We start from the raw sequence: 13,817 nt of genomic DNA, 5'->3' as shown, positions 1-13,817 counted from the left end.
ATCGGAGGTGATAGACGGTATGGCTGTAAAATCGGTAGAAAAACTAGACACAACGGTAAAAGAAAAGCCTGCATTTATTGAGCAGCTTTGGAAAGAAAGGAAAAGCCGCTGGAATGGTTCGAGAATTTTTATTCTAATAGTCAGCTTGCTGGCGATAGGGTTATCGTTGTTTCACGTGTATACCGCAGGATTTGGTACATTACCGTCCTGGGAACAGAGGAGCATTCACGTGATTTGGGCATTACTGCTAATTTTTCTATTATTCCCTTTCAAAAAGGGAGGGAAATTTGGCGTTATAGACATGGCAATTGTGCTTGTAACGATAATTACTGCTTATTATATGATTTCTGGAGCAGAAGCCATTCAAGGAAGACAAGGGAATATAAGCAATAATGATGTGATCTATGGAACAATCTTCATAGCCCTGGTTTTGGAAGCTACCAGAAGGACGAACGGAATACTCATGGCAGGAATCGGCCTGTTCTTCATAGCTTATATTTTCCTAGGAAGATATTTTCCTGGTGCTTTAGCACATCCGGGGGCCCGCTATGAAAAAATGGTGGATCATATGTTTAACGGTACTCTGGGAATCTTTAGTGAACCTATTTACGTTAGTTCCACCGTGCTGATTCTTTTCGTTATCTTTGGATCATTTCTTATGAAATCAGGAGGCGGTCAGTTTTTTACAGACTTTGCGTTTGGTCTTTTCGGTAATAAAACCGGTGGTCCCGCATTGTCAGCTGTCGGATCAAGTGCACTGGTGGCTACAATAACTGGAAACGGTGCAGCCAATGCTGCAATTACTGGATCCTTTACAATTCCGCTGATGAAGAAACTTGGCTACAGCAAACGGTTTTCAGCAGCTGTGGAAGCTGTAGCATCACAAGGCGGCCAGATTATGCCGCCTATTATGGGAGCTTCTGTTTTTATTATGGCAGAAGTAATCGGTCTTCCTTATATTCAAATCGCTATATTTGCGTTAATACCAGCGCTTATATATTTCTTTATTGCAGGGATGGTCGTATACTTTCACGCTAAGCGGTTAAAAATGGCTGGAATTCCTAAAGAACAGCTGCCCGATCTTAAGTCTGTGCTCATAAAACAAAGCTATCTATTTCTGCCTATTCTTTTGATTATTGGACTGATGATTTATGGTTACAGTCCGATGAAAGCTGGATTTTATGCCATCTTGGCAACAGTGGTTCTAAGCTGGATCCGCAAAGCTACCAGAATGAATCTGCTGGACATTTTAGCTGCTCTTGAAAATGGAGCAAGGAATGCGTTAATAGTAATTGCTGCCTGTGCTACAGCAGGCATTATCGTAGGTGCGGTTTCATTAACTGGACTTGGGATTACATTTTCGCGGTTCGTAATCGATGTAGCCGGAGGATCATTATTAATGCTGTTAATTCTAGTTGCAGGAGCCTCTATTATTATGGGAATGGGCATGCCTACGGTCTCAGCCTATGTCATTTTGTCTGTCTTAGGAGCACCTGCTTTAATGGATCTTGGGGTTAACGTGGTAGCGGCTCATATGTTTGTCTTTTATTTCGGGGTTTTATCAGGATTAACGCCTCCGGTCGCCATTACAGCTTATACGACAGCTGGAATAGCAGGATCAAATCCAACGAAGACGGCATTATATGCAATAAAAATAGGAATGGGTGGTTTCTTTATACCGTTTATATTTGTATATAATCCCGAATTGCTTTTACAAGGCGGAGATAATTTAAGGATTTCCCTGGCTGTTGTAAGTGCATTAATCAGCTGTGTGCTGTTTGCTGGAGCTCTTGAAGATTATTTGTTTGGAAAGCTTGGCCCATTGAGGAGAATTCTATTATTTATCAGTGCTGTCCTACTGGTAACCCCAGGATTTGCTGGAGACCTCATTGGATTAATTTTAGCCCTTGGATTAATAATCACTATGAGAAAGCCGAAAAAAATTACACCGCAACATGCAAAGCAAGTAAGTGGATAATAATTGAAAGGTGGATGAGTTGATGAGAAAAATAACCCTTCTAATAGTGATCTCCCTAACATGTCTGTTAACAGCATGTGGAAATAATGAAGCAAATTCAAATGATTCCGGCAAGCCTTCTGCACCTGACAAATTCCTGGAGATTGGAAGCGGCCCTATGGGGTCTGGCTGGTATCCAATTACAACGGTTATGCTTGATGTTTATATGGATGGTTTTTCAGGATTAAATGTTTCGCAAATCGAAGGAGGTTCAACTGCTAATTTGAAATCCCTTGAAATTGGGGACATCCAATTAGGTTTAAATTACACTTCTGATTTCCCAGCTGCATTAGAAGGGGGAGACGGTTTTGATAAGCCATTAAAAGAAATATCTTCGATAGCTGCCCTTTACCCTGTATATCAGACAATTGCTACTACAGAAGATCATGCTGATATTAATCGTATTGAAGATATTGTAGACAAGCATATCTTTCTTGGACCAAAAGGCGGCGGTGGTCCTGTGGCTTTTTGGAACATGATGGAGGAATATGGAATTGATGAGTCTGCTATTGCAGAAGCTGGCGGAGAAATTTCATATGGAAACTATTCTGATGGAGCTTCGATGCTAAAAGATAATAACATTGATGTGTTTGTCGGTGGGGGAGCACCATTTATTCCCGCCCTGCAGGAAATTGAAATTACGAAACCTGTAAAAATAATCCCGATTGATGAAGATAAACTTGAGAGTATTAAAGAGAAAGGAATAGGTATTGCCTCAGGGGAAATTCCTGCCAAAACATATAAACAACAAAGTGAACCAATACCAACCTATACAATGGTTACTATGCTCAGTGCGCGCAGTGATTTGGATGAGGATTATGTCTATAATCTTACTAAACTGTTTTGGGATAATATTCCTGTATTTGAAGAGCAAATACCTGAGCGAGCTAAGCATTTTACGGTAGATACGGCACTAGATGGAATTGATCCGGAAACCTTGCACCCAGGGGCAAGGAAGTACTATGAAGAAGCCGGGACTCTTGAATAAACGTAAGCAATATAGAAATCATTGGACGGGAGGAGAATCAAATGAGTCATTTAATAGAGCGTAAATGGTTTCAAGCCTTCACTCTTGAAATGAAGGAAAATCCCCAGTTTCCTGAGCTTCCGATCTATACATTACTGGAAAACGCAGCTTTGCAATACGGCAGTCGAAAAGCCGTCATATTTAAAGATGAATCGCTTACTTATAGTCAATTAAAGGAAAAAGTTGACCGTCTGGCCGGCGCGTGGGATGCGATGGGGTTCATTAAGGGGGAACGGATCGGTTTAATGATATCCAATCATCCAGATTACATAGTATCTTACTATGCAGCTCAGAGGCTCGGACTAATTGTTGTCCAAATAAATCCGAGGTATACAGCCAGAGAGCTTTTACAGATTATCCGTGATTCCTCCATGAACTATATCGTGACAGAGCGATCGAGTCTGGATGCTGTAGATAAAGTCAAAGATATTGGCGGGTTGTCCAAAATAATGATTGCAGGAGAAACCGGGTCGGATTTAAACGAACTCATCTGTGAGTTTCCTGTAATCACTAAAGTTATGTCATGTGATCCTAAGGAGGACATCGCTGTTATTCAGTATACGGGAGGTACTACTGGAAAAATGAAGGGAGCGATGCTCACCCATTTCAACCTTTTATCCAATGTGCTTCAAAGCTACCTTATGTATGGGGACAGAATGGTAAAAGGCGAAGAGATGGTTCTTACAGCAACTCCACTGTATCATGTATACGCCATGACAAGCGCAATGAATCTAGGAATCTACATCGGCGCCACCAATCTATTGATTTCATCCTTCGAAGTAGAAAAGGTTTTAAACCTAATTAAGCAGCACCAGCCGACTTTCTTTCCAGGGGTTCCGAGAATGTACAACGCTTTTGTTAATTTTCCAAGTGTGGAGGAGTACGGGCTTCATTGCCTTAAATTTTGTTCAAGCGGATCAGCACCGCTTCCTGTAGAGGTTATTAAAAAATTCGAACGACTAACCGGTGCGGTAATTGGTGAAGGATTTGGGCTTTCTGAGGCTTCTCCTTCTACCCATAGGAATCCAACAAACGGTGTTAGGAAAATTGGCAGCATTGGTCTGCCGCTCCCTGGTACAGAAAGCAAAATTATTGATGAAGAATGTAATGAACTCCCGGCTAACAGTGTCGGTGAACTGATCATAAAAGGACCGCAGATCATGAGAGGCTACTGGAGAAATGAAGAGGAAACAAACTATGCGATCAGAAACGGCTGGTTGTATACAGGTGACTTAGCAATGGTAGACGAAGACGGATATTTCTATATTGTCGGCCGTAAAAAAGAAATGATTATTAATGGCGGTTTTAATATTTATCCCCAGGAAATCGAAAGTGTGCTCTACGAGTATCCTGATATAAAAGAATCAGCTGTCGTAGGAATTCCAGATGCCAGACAAGGGGAAGTCGTAAAAGCTTTTGTTGTACCAAAAGAAAATTGTACTGTTGATATTGAAGAATTAAAAGGGCACTGTTATCGAAATCTGACAAGATACAAAGTACCAAAACAGTTTGAAATTATGAAAGAGCTGCCAAGAAATACAGTTGGCAAGCTGTTAAAAAGAAAACTTGTGGAAGCGGAAAAAGCAAAGAAACCAACGGAATGATATAGAAAACTGGAGGAGGCTTACGGAATGGACTTTCAATTAGATGAAGATATACAGATTTTAAAGAAAAATGTCCGGGATTTTATACAGACTGAAGTAGAGGCTGCTGCGATGGACATAGAAAAAGAGGATAAGATCCCTGAACGGATTATTCAGATGTCTAAAGAGATGGGGCTGTTCGGCCTCAGCGTTCCAGAGAAATATGGCGGATTAGGCATCGGAATGGTTGGGAAATGTGCGCTTTATGAGGAAATAGGAGCGACACATAATGGCTATACGACGTTAATCGGCGCCCATACCGGGATTGGTACAGTGGGGATAGTAGAGCTTGGAAATGAAGAGCAAAAACAAAAATATCTCCCGACATTAGCTTCTGGAGATTCTATCGGGGCTTTTGCACTTACTGAGCCTGCAGCCGGCTCCAATGCCACGAATTTAAAAACGACTGCCATAAAGCAGGGGAATAAATATATTTTAAATGGTACAAAGCACTATATTACGAATGCAACCGTTGCGGATATATTTACAGTGATGGCCGTTACAGATCCTGAAAAAGGTCCAAAGGGCATCACTTCCTTTATAGTTGAGAAAGATTTTCCAGGGTTTCATGTAGGCGCTGTAGAACCAAAAATGGGACTGCACGGCTCTCAATCTGCTGAGATTATTTTAGAAGATTGTGAGGTTCCTGAGGAAAATGTGCTGGGAAAAGAAGGAGAAGGATATATTAACGCATTAAAAATTCTGGCAAATGGCCGGGCCGGCCTTGCAGCACGAAATCTCGGTTCGTGTCAAAAACTTTTGGATTTATCGATGGAATATACTCAGGAAAGAGAGCAGTTCGGTGTTCCTATTATCGATCATCAAGCCGTCGCCCATATGGTAGCTGAAATGGCAGTGGAGACGGAGGCTTTAAGGTCGTTTACTTATCGTATCGCCTGGATGGTCGATCAAGGAAAGAAAGTCATTAAAGAAGCAGCTATGCTTAAGCTTTATGGATCAGAAGTTTACAATCGTGTGGCAGATAAAGCTGTGCAAGTCCATGGTGGAATCGGCTACATATCTGACTACCCAATTGAAAGGTATTTCCGTGACGCGAGGATCACACGAATTTATGAAGGAACCTCAGAGATTCAAAAGAATATTATTTCCAATCAGTTAAAAAAAGAATATAGCTAGTAGATTGAGGAGGGCTTATATGAACGAATCAGCAGTTATTGTTAGTGCGGTAAGAACTCCAATTGGGCGTTACGGGGGTTCATTAAAAACCTTTTCTTCCGGCCATTTAGCTGCAATGGCTATACAGGCGGCGCTTGAAAGAGCAGGCTTATCTCCGGAACAGGCGGACGAAGTTATTATGGGAGAAGTCCGTCAGACAACGGAATCTTCGAATGTGGCAAGAGTGGCTGCATTAAGAGCGGGGATTCCTGAAGCCTCACCAGCTTTTACAATTAATCGCTTATGTGCTTCGGGTATGCAGTCCATTGCTTCAAGTGTTCAGCAAATTGCCTTTAATCAAGCAGAAATTCTCGTAGCTGGTGGGACAGAAAGCATGAGCCGATCTCCTATCTATTTAAGAAACTCACGGTTTGGCGGAGATAAACCTGAACTGGTGGATTCTAATTCAGAGGCAGGTCAGCAGCCAAAAGAAATCTATGGAAAAAATCTAGGAATGGGAGCTACAGCTGAAAATGTAGCTGAGCGCTATTCAGTTTCAAGGGAGGATCAAGACGCTTTTGCCCTTGAAAGCCAAAGACGAGCGTCAGAGGCGATCAAAGAAGAAAGATTTTCAGACGAAATCTTACCGGTAGAAATAACAGATAAAAAGAATTCTTATACTTTTACTGTTGATGAACATCCCCGTCCGGAAACCACCCTTGAAAAATTAGCAAGTTTAAAGCCTGTATTTAGAGAAAATGGGACAGTTACGGCAGGAAATGCCTGCGGGCGGAATGACGGTGCCGCAGCTCTGACAATTATGAAAGAATCTAAAGCACAAGAGCTGGGACTGGATCCGCTTGTTCGTATTGTTGATTGGGCCACATCCGGTGTCTCCCCAGAAGTAATGGGAATCGGCCCTGTGCCTGCTGTAAAAAAGCTGCTCAAGAAAACAAACAAGGCGATAGATGATATCGATTTATTTGAATTAAATGAAGCATTTGCTTCTCAGTCTCTCGCTGTAATACGAGAGCTGCATTTAGACCCTGATCGAGTTAATGTAAACGGAGGAGCTATAGCACTTGGCCATCCAGTAGGTGCCAGCGGTGCCAGAATTGCGGTTACACTGATACATGAAATGAAAAGAAGAGGGAATAAACTTGGAATTGCGACCCTTTGTGCTGGAGGAGGACAGGGTATGGCCATAATGTTTGAGAATATGTCAATGTAAGGGAGGGAAAAGGAATTTGAGAAGTTCATCTTCTTTTTTTGCCCATATCGGTTTTAATAAACAAATCGACGAAAACGGACGTTTAGTTTTGAACCTTCCTATCACAAAAGAGCTCTTAACAGAAACCGGAGATATTCCGACAGGGTTGTTTTCCACGATGCTTGATATTATTATCGGATCAACGATTGCTGAAGAAGTTCAGCAATCAACGAGCACTCTAAGTTTGAACTTGCATTACTTTAATCTTAAAAATCTCGGACCCTATACTTCTACAGCTTCCATCACTTATAGAGATAATAAAATAATTACTGGAGAAGGAATCATCCGCAATACTCATGGAGAAATAGCAGCAAAGGCAGCAGGAACGTTTAAAATTCTCAGTCCAGCCACTGAGGGGAGGTGACCAGTATTACCGCCACAATCGATGAAGTACGAAAAAGCTTTGAGGACAGTCCTTATTTTTCACATATTGGATTTGAAATTGCTCAATTTGAAGAAGGGAATGTTTTGTTAAACTTAGCTGTTCATGAGAATCTTTATAATGTTAATGGAACTCTCCATGGAGGGGTTCATGCTTCCATGCTTGATTTGATACTTGGAATGGCCATCCGGTCGACAACTAAGACACGGTGTTCGACAATTAACTTGAATATCAACTATCTGGCACCTGCAGGAGAAGGCAAATTAACAGCAAGTGGACGTATTCTCCAGAAGGGGTATAAAATCGTTACAGCTGAAGGTGAGATTTATGATCAGGAGAACAGCTTAATTGCCAAAGGAATCGGCACCTTTAAGTTAATAAGAGATAAATAAGTTAAAAAAACACTTATCGCGTTAATGATAGGTGTTTTTTTAGTGGTAATCCATTCAAATTAATAGTATTTTTATAAAAAGTACATAAGGAGGCAGAAATATGCTGATAAAACCAGATAAATTACAGCCTGGAGACAAAGTGGCTACAGTAAGCCCTTCATGGGGAGGCGCCGGTGAACCCGATATTAAATGGAGGTATGAGCAGGGGGTAGAGAGGCTAGAATCGGTTTTTGGGCTAGAAGTCATTCCAATGCCGAACAGTTTAAAAGGAGCTGACTATCTCTATAAAAATCCTAAGGCGAGGGCCGAGGATCTAATGACAGCTTTTAGGGATCCTGATATTAAGGGGATATTTGCTAATATCGGCGGGGAAGAGAGCATTCGATTGATCCCATATATTGATTATGAAGTGATTCAAAACAATCCGAAGATACTGGTAGGTTATTCGGATATTACTGTCTCCCATTTATTCTGTCATAAAGCAGGAGTGTCTTCCTTTTATGGTCCCTCAATATTAGTAGATTTTGCTGAAAATGTAAGGATGGATCCATATACAGTCGAATACATAGAACGGACACTTTTTTCTAGTGAAACCATTGGTGACATTGCTCCTGCTGAAAAATGGACGAGTGAGTTTTTAGAATGGAAGGAGAATAATAAAAATACAGCGAGACAGATGAATACAAACAGAGGCTATGAAGTCCTTCAGGGTAACGGCACTGTAGAAGGTAGACTAATTGGAGGCTGTTTAGACGTCCTTGAGATGGTTAAAGGTACTGAATTATGGCCGGAGGATAAATACTGGGAGGAGAGCATCATTTTCTTTGAAACGTCAGAAGAGAAAGCTCATCCGTTTCTTCTAAAATGCTGGCTCCGAAATTATGGAGCACAAGGGATTTTTCAAAAGGCAAATGGCATCATCTTCGGAAAGCCGATGGACGAGGAGCATTATGAAGAATACAAGACAGTAATTAGAGAAGTGATGAAAGAGTTTAATTGTGAGCAGATGCCGATCCTTTATAATTTAAACTTTGGCCACACGGAACCTAAGTTTGTGCTGCCCTACGGAGCGCGGGCAGAAATAAATTGTGCCAAATCTACATTCTCGATTCTAGAAAATGGTGTCACGTAATACATTTTAATCAGTTAAGAGTTATGGTGTGAGACAATCGTTAATGCTTTCTCTTAACAAACTTTATGCGCTTAGCAGTTGAAAATAGGTGGAAGGTCTTATTATAATGGTGATATACAGTTTCAGTATTTGAATTCCGTAAGAGGAGTGAATCAATGATTAAAGAATCAGACTTTCAGACAGAAGAAGAAAAACAGCAATGGATAAAAGTACGGAACAGGAAACTGGAAGAAATGGCTCAATATTTCCGTCGTTATTTTCATCTTACTAAAGTACGGGAAAATGAAAGCAGCTATGAAGTACAAGGCTATTTTTATCAGCCGGAATTTGGAGAAGTTAGAATGGCATTTGAATTCACATATGAAAATGTCTCTAAATTCACGAATTTATTTGATGAACCTAATTTGTTTGAACAAGAGAAAACTAACTAACAAAAAACAGCCTGCTCATTATGCAGGCTGTTTTTTTAATGACTCAGAATTTTAATATCTTGGTCTTCAGCAATGATCACAGTATCAGTTAAGCTTATAAACAGTCCTGTTTCTACGACTCCTGGTATGTGGAGTAAGTGGTTATGAAGTATTTCAGGATGTGAGATGGTTCCGAATGCACAATCTAAAATATAGTTTCCGTTGTCAGAAACAAAAGGTTCATTTGTTACTTTTCTTAGTTGAATTCCTGCATCAAGCTCCTTAATTTGTTTAGCCGTAACTTCCCAGCCAAAAGGTACTACTTCAACAGGGAGAGCTCTCTTTCCCAGCTGAGAGACACATTTTGTATGGTCAGCTATTGTAATCACTCTGTCTGCCGCGCTGTTAACTATTTTTTCTCTGACTAAAGAGCCGCCTCCACCTTTAAGAAGGGTAAAATCAGGAGAGATTTCATCCGCCCCGTCTATAGCAAGATCCAGCTTATCAACTTCTGTAAAGCTGGTGAGAGGAACGCCGAATTCTGCTGCCCATTTTTCTGTTTTTATTGAAGAAGGAACCCCTTTAACAGACAGCCCCTTTTGTACATGCTCACCCAGTTTTTTTAACATCCAATACACCGTTGATCCTGAACCTAATCCGATTGTCATTCCGTGCTCTATGTAATCTACAGCTTTTTCTCCCGCGGATCTTTTACTTCGCTCAGCTTTTTTCATAATACCACCTTTTCAATGATCGTTTTCTTTATTGTACTATACTTAAAGACTTAAAATAAATACGAACAATTTTATTAATTATTTAAATAAAGTTCGTGTTTTTGGGTTGATCAGAATATTTGAGTCTGCTATATTTACACAGTACTTATTTTTACAAAACGGAGTATACACTATGTAAGGGGGAAATGACGTGAACAAAAAACACATCTTTTTAGCAATCATCATTATGTTTTTATTGGCTTTATTCTCTGGATGCAATGCCGAAACAAAAGGAGAAAGTGAGAAAGAAGCTAAACAGCCAATTATCGTCCAGGGGCCAATGCCAATTGAAGCAGAAAAGTTTGCTGAAAAACTTAAAGATGTAGAAGAAGAGCAATCAGGGAATTTTATTTTTTATAAAGGAACGGTGGATAATTACCCTGTCATTGTAGCGAAGACAGGAAAAGGAATGGAAAACACCGCAGCAGCAACAGCCGTAGCTATTGAAAAATATAACCCGGCGGCAATCATTAATCAGGGAACTTCCGGCGGGCACGATCCTGATTTACAAGTATATGATATAGTTCTTGGCGAAAAAGTGACGAATATTGGTTCTTTAAAAACAGGAGATAAAGAAAAAGGGGAAGGAATTTCTCCGAAAGAGTGGGTTCCGATGGATTTAATGGCTTCTGAAGGAAGTGCAGGGGAAGATCCGGATGCAGAGAATATCCGGTATTTTGAAGGAGATGAAAAACTTTTAAAAGCTGCTGAAGCTGTTAAGGAAATACATAAGGGTGGTAAAGTCGTGAAAGGCACCATTGGTTCTGCGGATGTTTGGAATAATGAAGTTGACCGAATTAATTGGTTTCATGAAAATTACGGAACTTCTGTAGAAGAAATGGAAGGAGCCGCCGGGGCGCAAATCGCTGAAGCATATAGTGTTCCATACCTCGGTATTCGTATCCTTTCCAATAACAAAGTCAATGAAGGGGAATATGATCCTAACACGGCAGAAGCTAATCAGAAATACGTCTATGAAGTAGTAAAAGAATATATTTCTTCTATTGAATAATAAATTTTAAGCTGCCGCGTCGTTTTCGGCAGCTTTTTAAAAAAAGAAATATCTATGGATATCATTTATGGTCATGGTCAAGAGCTTTGTTATCCTGCCCACAATTGAAGGAATACAAACATTTAAAAGAATAGATAGTGCCCCTTTCTCATATAGATTTTTATAGAGTGAATATAAAGGGAGATGGAAGGATTGAATGGTCAAAATAACGGGCAGAATTTAATGGGTTTTACATTGATCGATCCTTATGTTTATCAAACATTATCATCACTTACAGGACAAGGTGTTGTAGTGGAAACAATCCGGGGATCTCTGCGAGGGAAATTACGAACGGTTATGCCTGATCATATAATCGTAGAGGTGAATAATGTTCCCTTTTTTATAAGGACTCAACAAATTGTCTGGGTATCTCCTTTCCAGGGTTAAGGAGGAATTAGATGTTTAAGCGGATGGATAGGATGGCAATAGAATTAACCGTTCCTGAGCATGGAGATGTAAATGCAGCAGCTGCAGTCCAAGAACTGCTCGGAGGCCGGTTTGGCGAAATGTCCACACTTAATAATTATATGTATCAATCATTTGGATTCCGTAACAAAAAGAAACTGAAACCTTTTTATGATCTTGTGGCAAGCATTACGGCCGAAGAATTTGGTCATGTGGAGCTTGTCAATAACACAATTAACCTTTTGACAAGAGGTACTACTTTCCCGGGCGACCCGGATACTACTCCACTTCGAAGCGGGTTAGATGCACGAAATACGTATCATTATATTGCTACTGCCCAAACGGCACTTCCTGGAGATTCTATGGGAAAAGCATGGACAGGTGATTATGTCTTTAACAGCGGCAATCTGGTTCTTGATCTTATGCACAACTTTTTCCTTGAATTAGGGGCCAGGACTCATAAGATGAGAGTGTATGAAATGACAGATCACCCAACAGCCCGCGAAATGATAGGCTATCTTCTCGTAAGGGGAGGCACTCATGCTCTTGCTTATGCAAAGGCTATTGAGATTGCTACAGGGGTAGATGTAAAGAAAATGCTGCCAATACCCAATCTTGATAACTCACAGTTTGATTATGCTCGAAAGTACGAAGATCAGGGGTTAAATAATGTACTATATACATGGAGCGATACGGATTATAAAGATATTAATCAAATCTGGAAGGGTACCAATCCGGAGAATGGCGAACAGCTAAGGGTGATAGAAGGTACACCTGAAGGCGCCCCTATCCCTGATCTTGATGACTTACCTGAATTTTTTGCCCCTGGGATTGATAGAGATGATTACCAGCGCATTTATAAAAAATTAATGGAAAACCTATAATAAAAAAAAGACCGGCCTTGTAAACAGGTTGGTCTTTTTGTATGAATGGAAAAGTTCTGTGTTAACTTTTTTAACAGGAAAATATAAATTCCAGGCAGCATCTGGTAGGCTTATTTTAAATAAGCTCTATTAGGAGGTGCTCTCCATAAAAGCTAAAAAGGTAAGCCTCTTAACTTTTTTTGTTCTCGCTTTAAGAGTATCACTTTCAAAGAATTTTTAAATGGCCCTCAGAAAAAGGGAGGAACGTGACGGTTCCTTCCTTTTTCTGATTTAATAATAAGGAGAGATCATTAAGTAAACAATAACTCCTGTTAAGCTTACATACAGCCAAAGGGGCATTGTCCATCTTGCTATTTTGCGGTGTTTGTCTACTTTCATAGCCAGCCCGCGAAAAAGAGTAAGTAAAGCTAACGGTACAATAACAGCTGCCAATATAATGTGCGTAATGAGTATAAAATAGTAAATGGGTGCTAGAATTCCCTCACCGCCATAAGAAGTTGAAGGAGCCATGGAATGATAAGTTAAATACGATACGAGAAATAAGGCAGTAGTTGTAAAGGCTGTAAAGATGAATCGTTTATGCCATGTTACATTTTTACGAAGAATCATAAACAGTGCAGCCAGTAAAAAGACAAATGTAAAAGAGTTAAATACAGCATTAAGCAGCGGCAGAATGGTGATATCAAAATCTGAAGTACTGTCGATTTTTGGAACAAAAAGCAGGGCCACGACTATGGCATTAATCGCAATTGACAGCCCGATGACCCATGGCACATAGTTAAAATCATTATTTATTTTCAAAGTGATTCCCCATCTCATAAAAAGATTTTCATGAAAAAGTATAACGGAAAATATATAAAGAAAACAATCACAACAATGACAATCTTGTTAAAATTAACGATTTAAAAGAATTTTAACATTTACTTCATAGGCAGAGGGGAATAATCTTAAGGGAAAAGTAGTAGGATGAGAGTTAGAGTGAAGAAGTAAGGGAGTGGAACAATAATGTTTTTAAAAGAACTCAGTAACCTTCAATTTTACAGTCAGCTTTCCATTAAACAAATAGAAGACAGAGTGCTTATCACTGCAGACTTTCCGAAAGGATTTTTAGTGGAAAATGATATTCTTGATCCGTTTTTATATGTGACTTTGTACGTAAGGGGCGGAGAGCGGGTTAAAATCATTGATGAGGGGACAGCTAAGTTATATTCTCTTTCAAAAAAAGAAATTGATCCAAAAATATATACAGACATTATTCAGTTTGCTAAAGAGCACGCCAGTCAGTTTAAAGATTTGAAAAGTAAAAAAGCATGAG

The 13,817-nt window shown here is 40.0% G+C and carries 15 protein-coding genes; 13 read left to right on the top strand and 2 right to left on the bottom strand.

What is annotated here, in order from left to right; translation table 11 throughout:
- The first annotated feature begins 19 nt into the window (after nucleotides 1-19).
- The 9 genes from B7E06_RS13275 (at nucleotide 20) to B7E06_RS13235 (ending at nucleotide 9,410) form a co-directional block, all read left to right on the top strand.
- The gene (locus B7E06_RS13275) at nucleotides 20-1,978 is read left to right on the top strand and encodes a TRAP transporter permease (RefSeq protein ID WP_082234452.1); all 1,959 of its coding nucleotides are present in this window, start codon (nucleotides 20-22) and stop codon (nucleotides 1,976-1,978) included.
- 22 nt (nucleotides 1,979-2,000) lie between these two features.
- The gene (locus B7E06_RS13270; RefSeq protein WP_082234451.1) at nucleotides 2,001-3,005 is read left to right on the top strand and encodes a TAXI family TRAP transporter solute-binding subunit; all 1,005 of its coding nucleotides are present in this window, start codon (nucleotides 2,001-2,003) and stop codon (nucleotides 3,003-3,005) included.
- 41 nt (nucleotides 3,006-3,046) lie between these two features.
- Nucleotides 3,047-4,648, top strand: a complete 1,602-nt coding sequence (locus tag B7E06_RS13265) for a long-chain-fatty-acid--CoA ligase (protein ID WP_082234450.1) — start codon at nucleotides 3,047-3,049, stop codon at nucleotides 4,646-4,648.
- A 27-nt stretch (nucleotides 4,649-4,675) separates the two neighbouring features.
- Entirely contained in the window at nucleotides 4,676-5,824 is a 1,149-nt protein-coding gene (locus B7E06_RS13260; RefSeq protein WP_082234449.1) for an acyl-CoA dehydrogenase family protein, read from the top strand.
- A 19-nt stretch (nucleotides 5,825-5,843) separates the two neighbouring features.
- Nucleotides 5,844-7,034, top strand: coding sequence for a thiolase family protein (locus B7E06_RS13255; RefSeq protein WP_082234448.1), 1,191 nt, complete (start codon nucleotides 5,844-5,846; stop codon nucleotides 7,032-7,034).
- A 16-nt stretch (nucleotides 7,035-7,050) separates the two neighbouring features.
- A complete protein-coding gene (locus B7E06_RS13250; protein ID WP_082234447.1) occupies nucleotides 7,051-7,437 on the top strand; it encodes a PaaI family thioesterase in 387 nt (128 codons plus the stop codon).
- Nucleotides 7,434-7,847 (top strand): PaaI family thioesterase, encoded by a 414-nt coding sequence (locus B7E06_RS13245; RefSeq protein WP_342743632.1) that lies wholly within the window; start codon nucleotides 7,434-7,436, stop codon nucleotides 7,845-7,847. The genes B7E06_RS13250 and B7E06_RS13245 overlap by 4 nt, the downstream gene beginning before the upstream one ends.
- 100 nt (nucleotides 7,848-7,947) lie before the next feature.
- Nucleotides 7,948-8,979 carry a S66 family peptidase gene (locus B7E06_RS13240; protein WP_082234446.1) on the top strand — a complete coding sequence of 344 codons (1,032 nt, stop codon included), beginning with the start codon at nucleotides 7,948-7,950 and terminating at the stop codon, nucleotides 8,977-8,979.
- A gap of 155 nt (nucleotides 8,980-9,134) precedes the next feature.
- Complete coding sequence (locus B7E06_RS13235; RefSeq protein ID WP_082234445.1) at nucleotides 9,135-9,410, top strand: hypothetical protein; 276 nt, start codon at nucleotides 9,135-9,137, stop codon at nucleotides 9,408-9,410.
- A 35-nt stretch (nucleotides 9,411-9,445) separates the two neighbouring features.
- On the opposite strand, the gene rpiA is transcribed toward B7E06_RS13235, so the two are convergent.
- Nucleotides 9,446-10,123: a ribose-5-phosphate isomerase RpiA gene (gene rpiA / locus B7E06_RS13230; RefSeq protein WP_082234444.1), complete on the bottom strand. Its 678-nt coding sequence runs from the start codon at nucleotides 10,121-10,123 to the stop codon at nucleotides 9,446-9,448.
- Between the two features lie 226 nt (nucleotides 10,124-10,349).
- Here rpiA and B7E06_RS13225 point away from each other — a divergent pair, with 226 nt between their 5' ends.
- The 3 genes from B7E06_RS13225 (at nucleotide 10,350) to B7E06_RS13215 (ending at nucleotide 12,502) form a co-directional block, all read left to right on the top strand.
- On the top strand, nucleotides 10,350-11,174 hold the full coding sequence (locus B7E06_RS13225) for a 5'-methylthioadenosine/S-adenosylhomocysteine nucleosidase (protein ID WP_082236004.1): 825 nt from the start codon (nucleotides 10,350-10,352) through the stop codon (nucleotides 11,172-11,174).
- Between the two features lie 222 nt (nucleotides 11,175-11,396).
- Nucleotides 11,397-11,600 (top strand): YuzF family protein, encoded by a 204-nt coding sequence (locus B7E06_RS13220; RefSeq protein ID WP_425432226.1) that lies wholly within the window; start codon nucleotides 11,397-11,399, stop codon nucleotides 11,598-11,600.
- 11 nt (nucleotides 11,601-11,611) lie between these two features.
- Nucleotides 11,612-12,502: a manganese catalase family protein gene (locus B7E06_RS13215; protein WP_082234442.1), complete on the top strand. Its 891-nt coding sequence runs from the start codon at nucleotides 11,612-11,614 to the stop codon at nucleotides 12,500-12,502.
- A gap of 270 nt (nucleotides 12,503-12,772) precedes the next feature.
- Here the strand turns inward: B7E06_RS13215 and B7E06_RS13210 are convergent, their stop codons facing one another.
- Nucleotides 12,773-13,321 (bottom strand): DUF420 domain-containing protein, encoded by a 549-nt coding sequence (locus tag B7E06_RS13210; RefSeq protein WP_179134051.1) that lies wholly within the window; start codon nucleotides 13,319-13,321, stop codon nucleotides 12,773-12,775.
- A 186-nt stretch (nucleotides 13,322-13,507) separates the two neighbouring features.
- Between B7E06_RS13210 and B7E06_RS13205 the strand changes: the two genes are divergently transcribed.
- Complete coding sequence (locus B7E06_RS13205) at nucleotides 13,508-13,816, top strand: hypothetical protein (RefSeq protein ID WP_082234440.1); 309 nt, start codon at nucleotides 13,508-13,510, stop codon at nucleotides 13,814-13,816.
- The last annotated feature ends 1 nt before the right edge of the window (nucleotide 13,817 follow it).

Source organism: Halobacillus massiliensis (assembly GCF_900166625.1).
Classification (GTDB): Bacteria; Bacillota; Bacilli; order Bacillales; family Halobacillaceae; genus Halobacillus_A; species Halobacillus_A massiliensis.
The sequence above is the reverse complement of the archived record's forward strand: the minus strand, read 5'-3'. Positions and strand labels throughout refer to the sequence as shown.

Coding starts and splice junctions, on each gene's coding strand:
- B7E06_RS13275 (WP_082234452.1), top strand. CDS start 20: ATGGCTGTAAAATCGGTAGAAAAACTAGACACAACGGTAAAAGAAAAG.
- B7E06_RS13270 (WP_082234451.1), top strand. CDS start 2,001: ATGAGAAAAATAACCCTTCTAATAGTGATCTCCCTAACATGTCTGTTA.
- B7E06_RS13265 (WP_082234450.1), top strand. CDS start 3,047: ATGAGTCATTTAATAGAGCGTAAATGGTTTCAAGCCTTCACTCTTGAA.
- B7E06_RS13260 (WP_082234449.1), top strand. CDS start 4,676: ATGGACTTTCAATTAGATGAAGATATACAGATTTTAAAGAAAAATGTC.
- B7E06_RS13255 (WP_082234448.1), top strand. CDS start 5,844: ATGAACGAATCAGCAGTTATTGTTAGTGCGGTAAGAACTCCAATTGGG.
- B7E06_RS13240 (WP_082234446.1), top strand. CDS start 7,948: ATGCTGATAAAACCAGATAAATTACAGCCTGGAGACAAAGTGGCTACA.
- B7E06_RS13235 (WP_082234445.1), top strand. CDS start 9,135: ATGATTAAAGAATCAGACTTTCAGACAGAAGAAGAAAAACAGCAATGG.
- rpiA (WP_082234444.1), bottom strand. CDS start 10,123: ATGAAAAAAGCTGAGCGAAGTAAAAGATCCGCGGGAGAAAAAGCTGTA.
- B7E06_RS13225 (WP_082236004.1), top strand. CDS start 10,350: ATGTTTTTATTGGCTTTATTCTCTGGATGCAATGCCGAAACAAAAGGA.
- B7E06_RS13220 (WP_425432226.1), top strand. CDS start 11,397: ATGGGTTTTACATTGATCGATCCTTATGTTTATCAAACATTATCATCA.
- B7E06_RS13215 (WP_082234442.1), top strand. CDS start 11,612: ATGTTTAAGCGGATGGATAGGATGGCAATAGAATTAACCGTTCCTGAG.
- B7E06_RS13210 (WP_179134051.1), bottom strand. CDS start 13,321: ATGAGATGGGGAATCACTTTGAAAATAAATAATGATTTTAACTATGTG.
- B7E06_RS13205 (WP_082234440.1), top strand. CDS start 13,508: ATGTTTTTAAAAGAACTCAGTAACCTTCAATTTTACAGTCAGCTTTCC.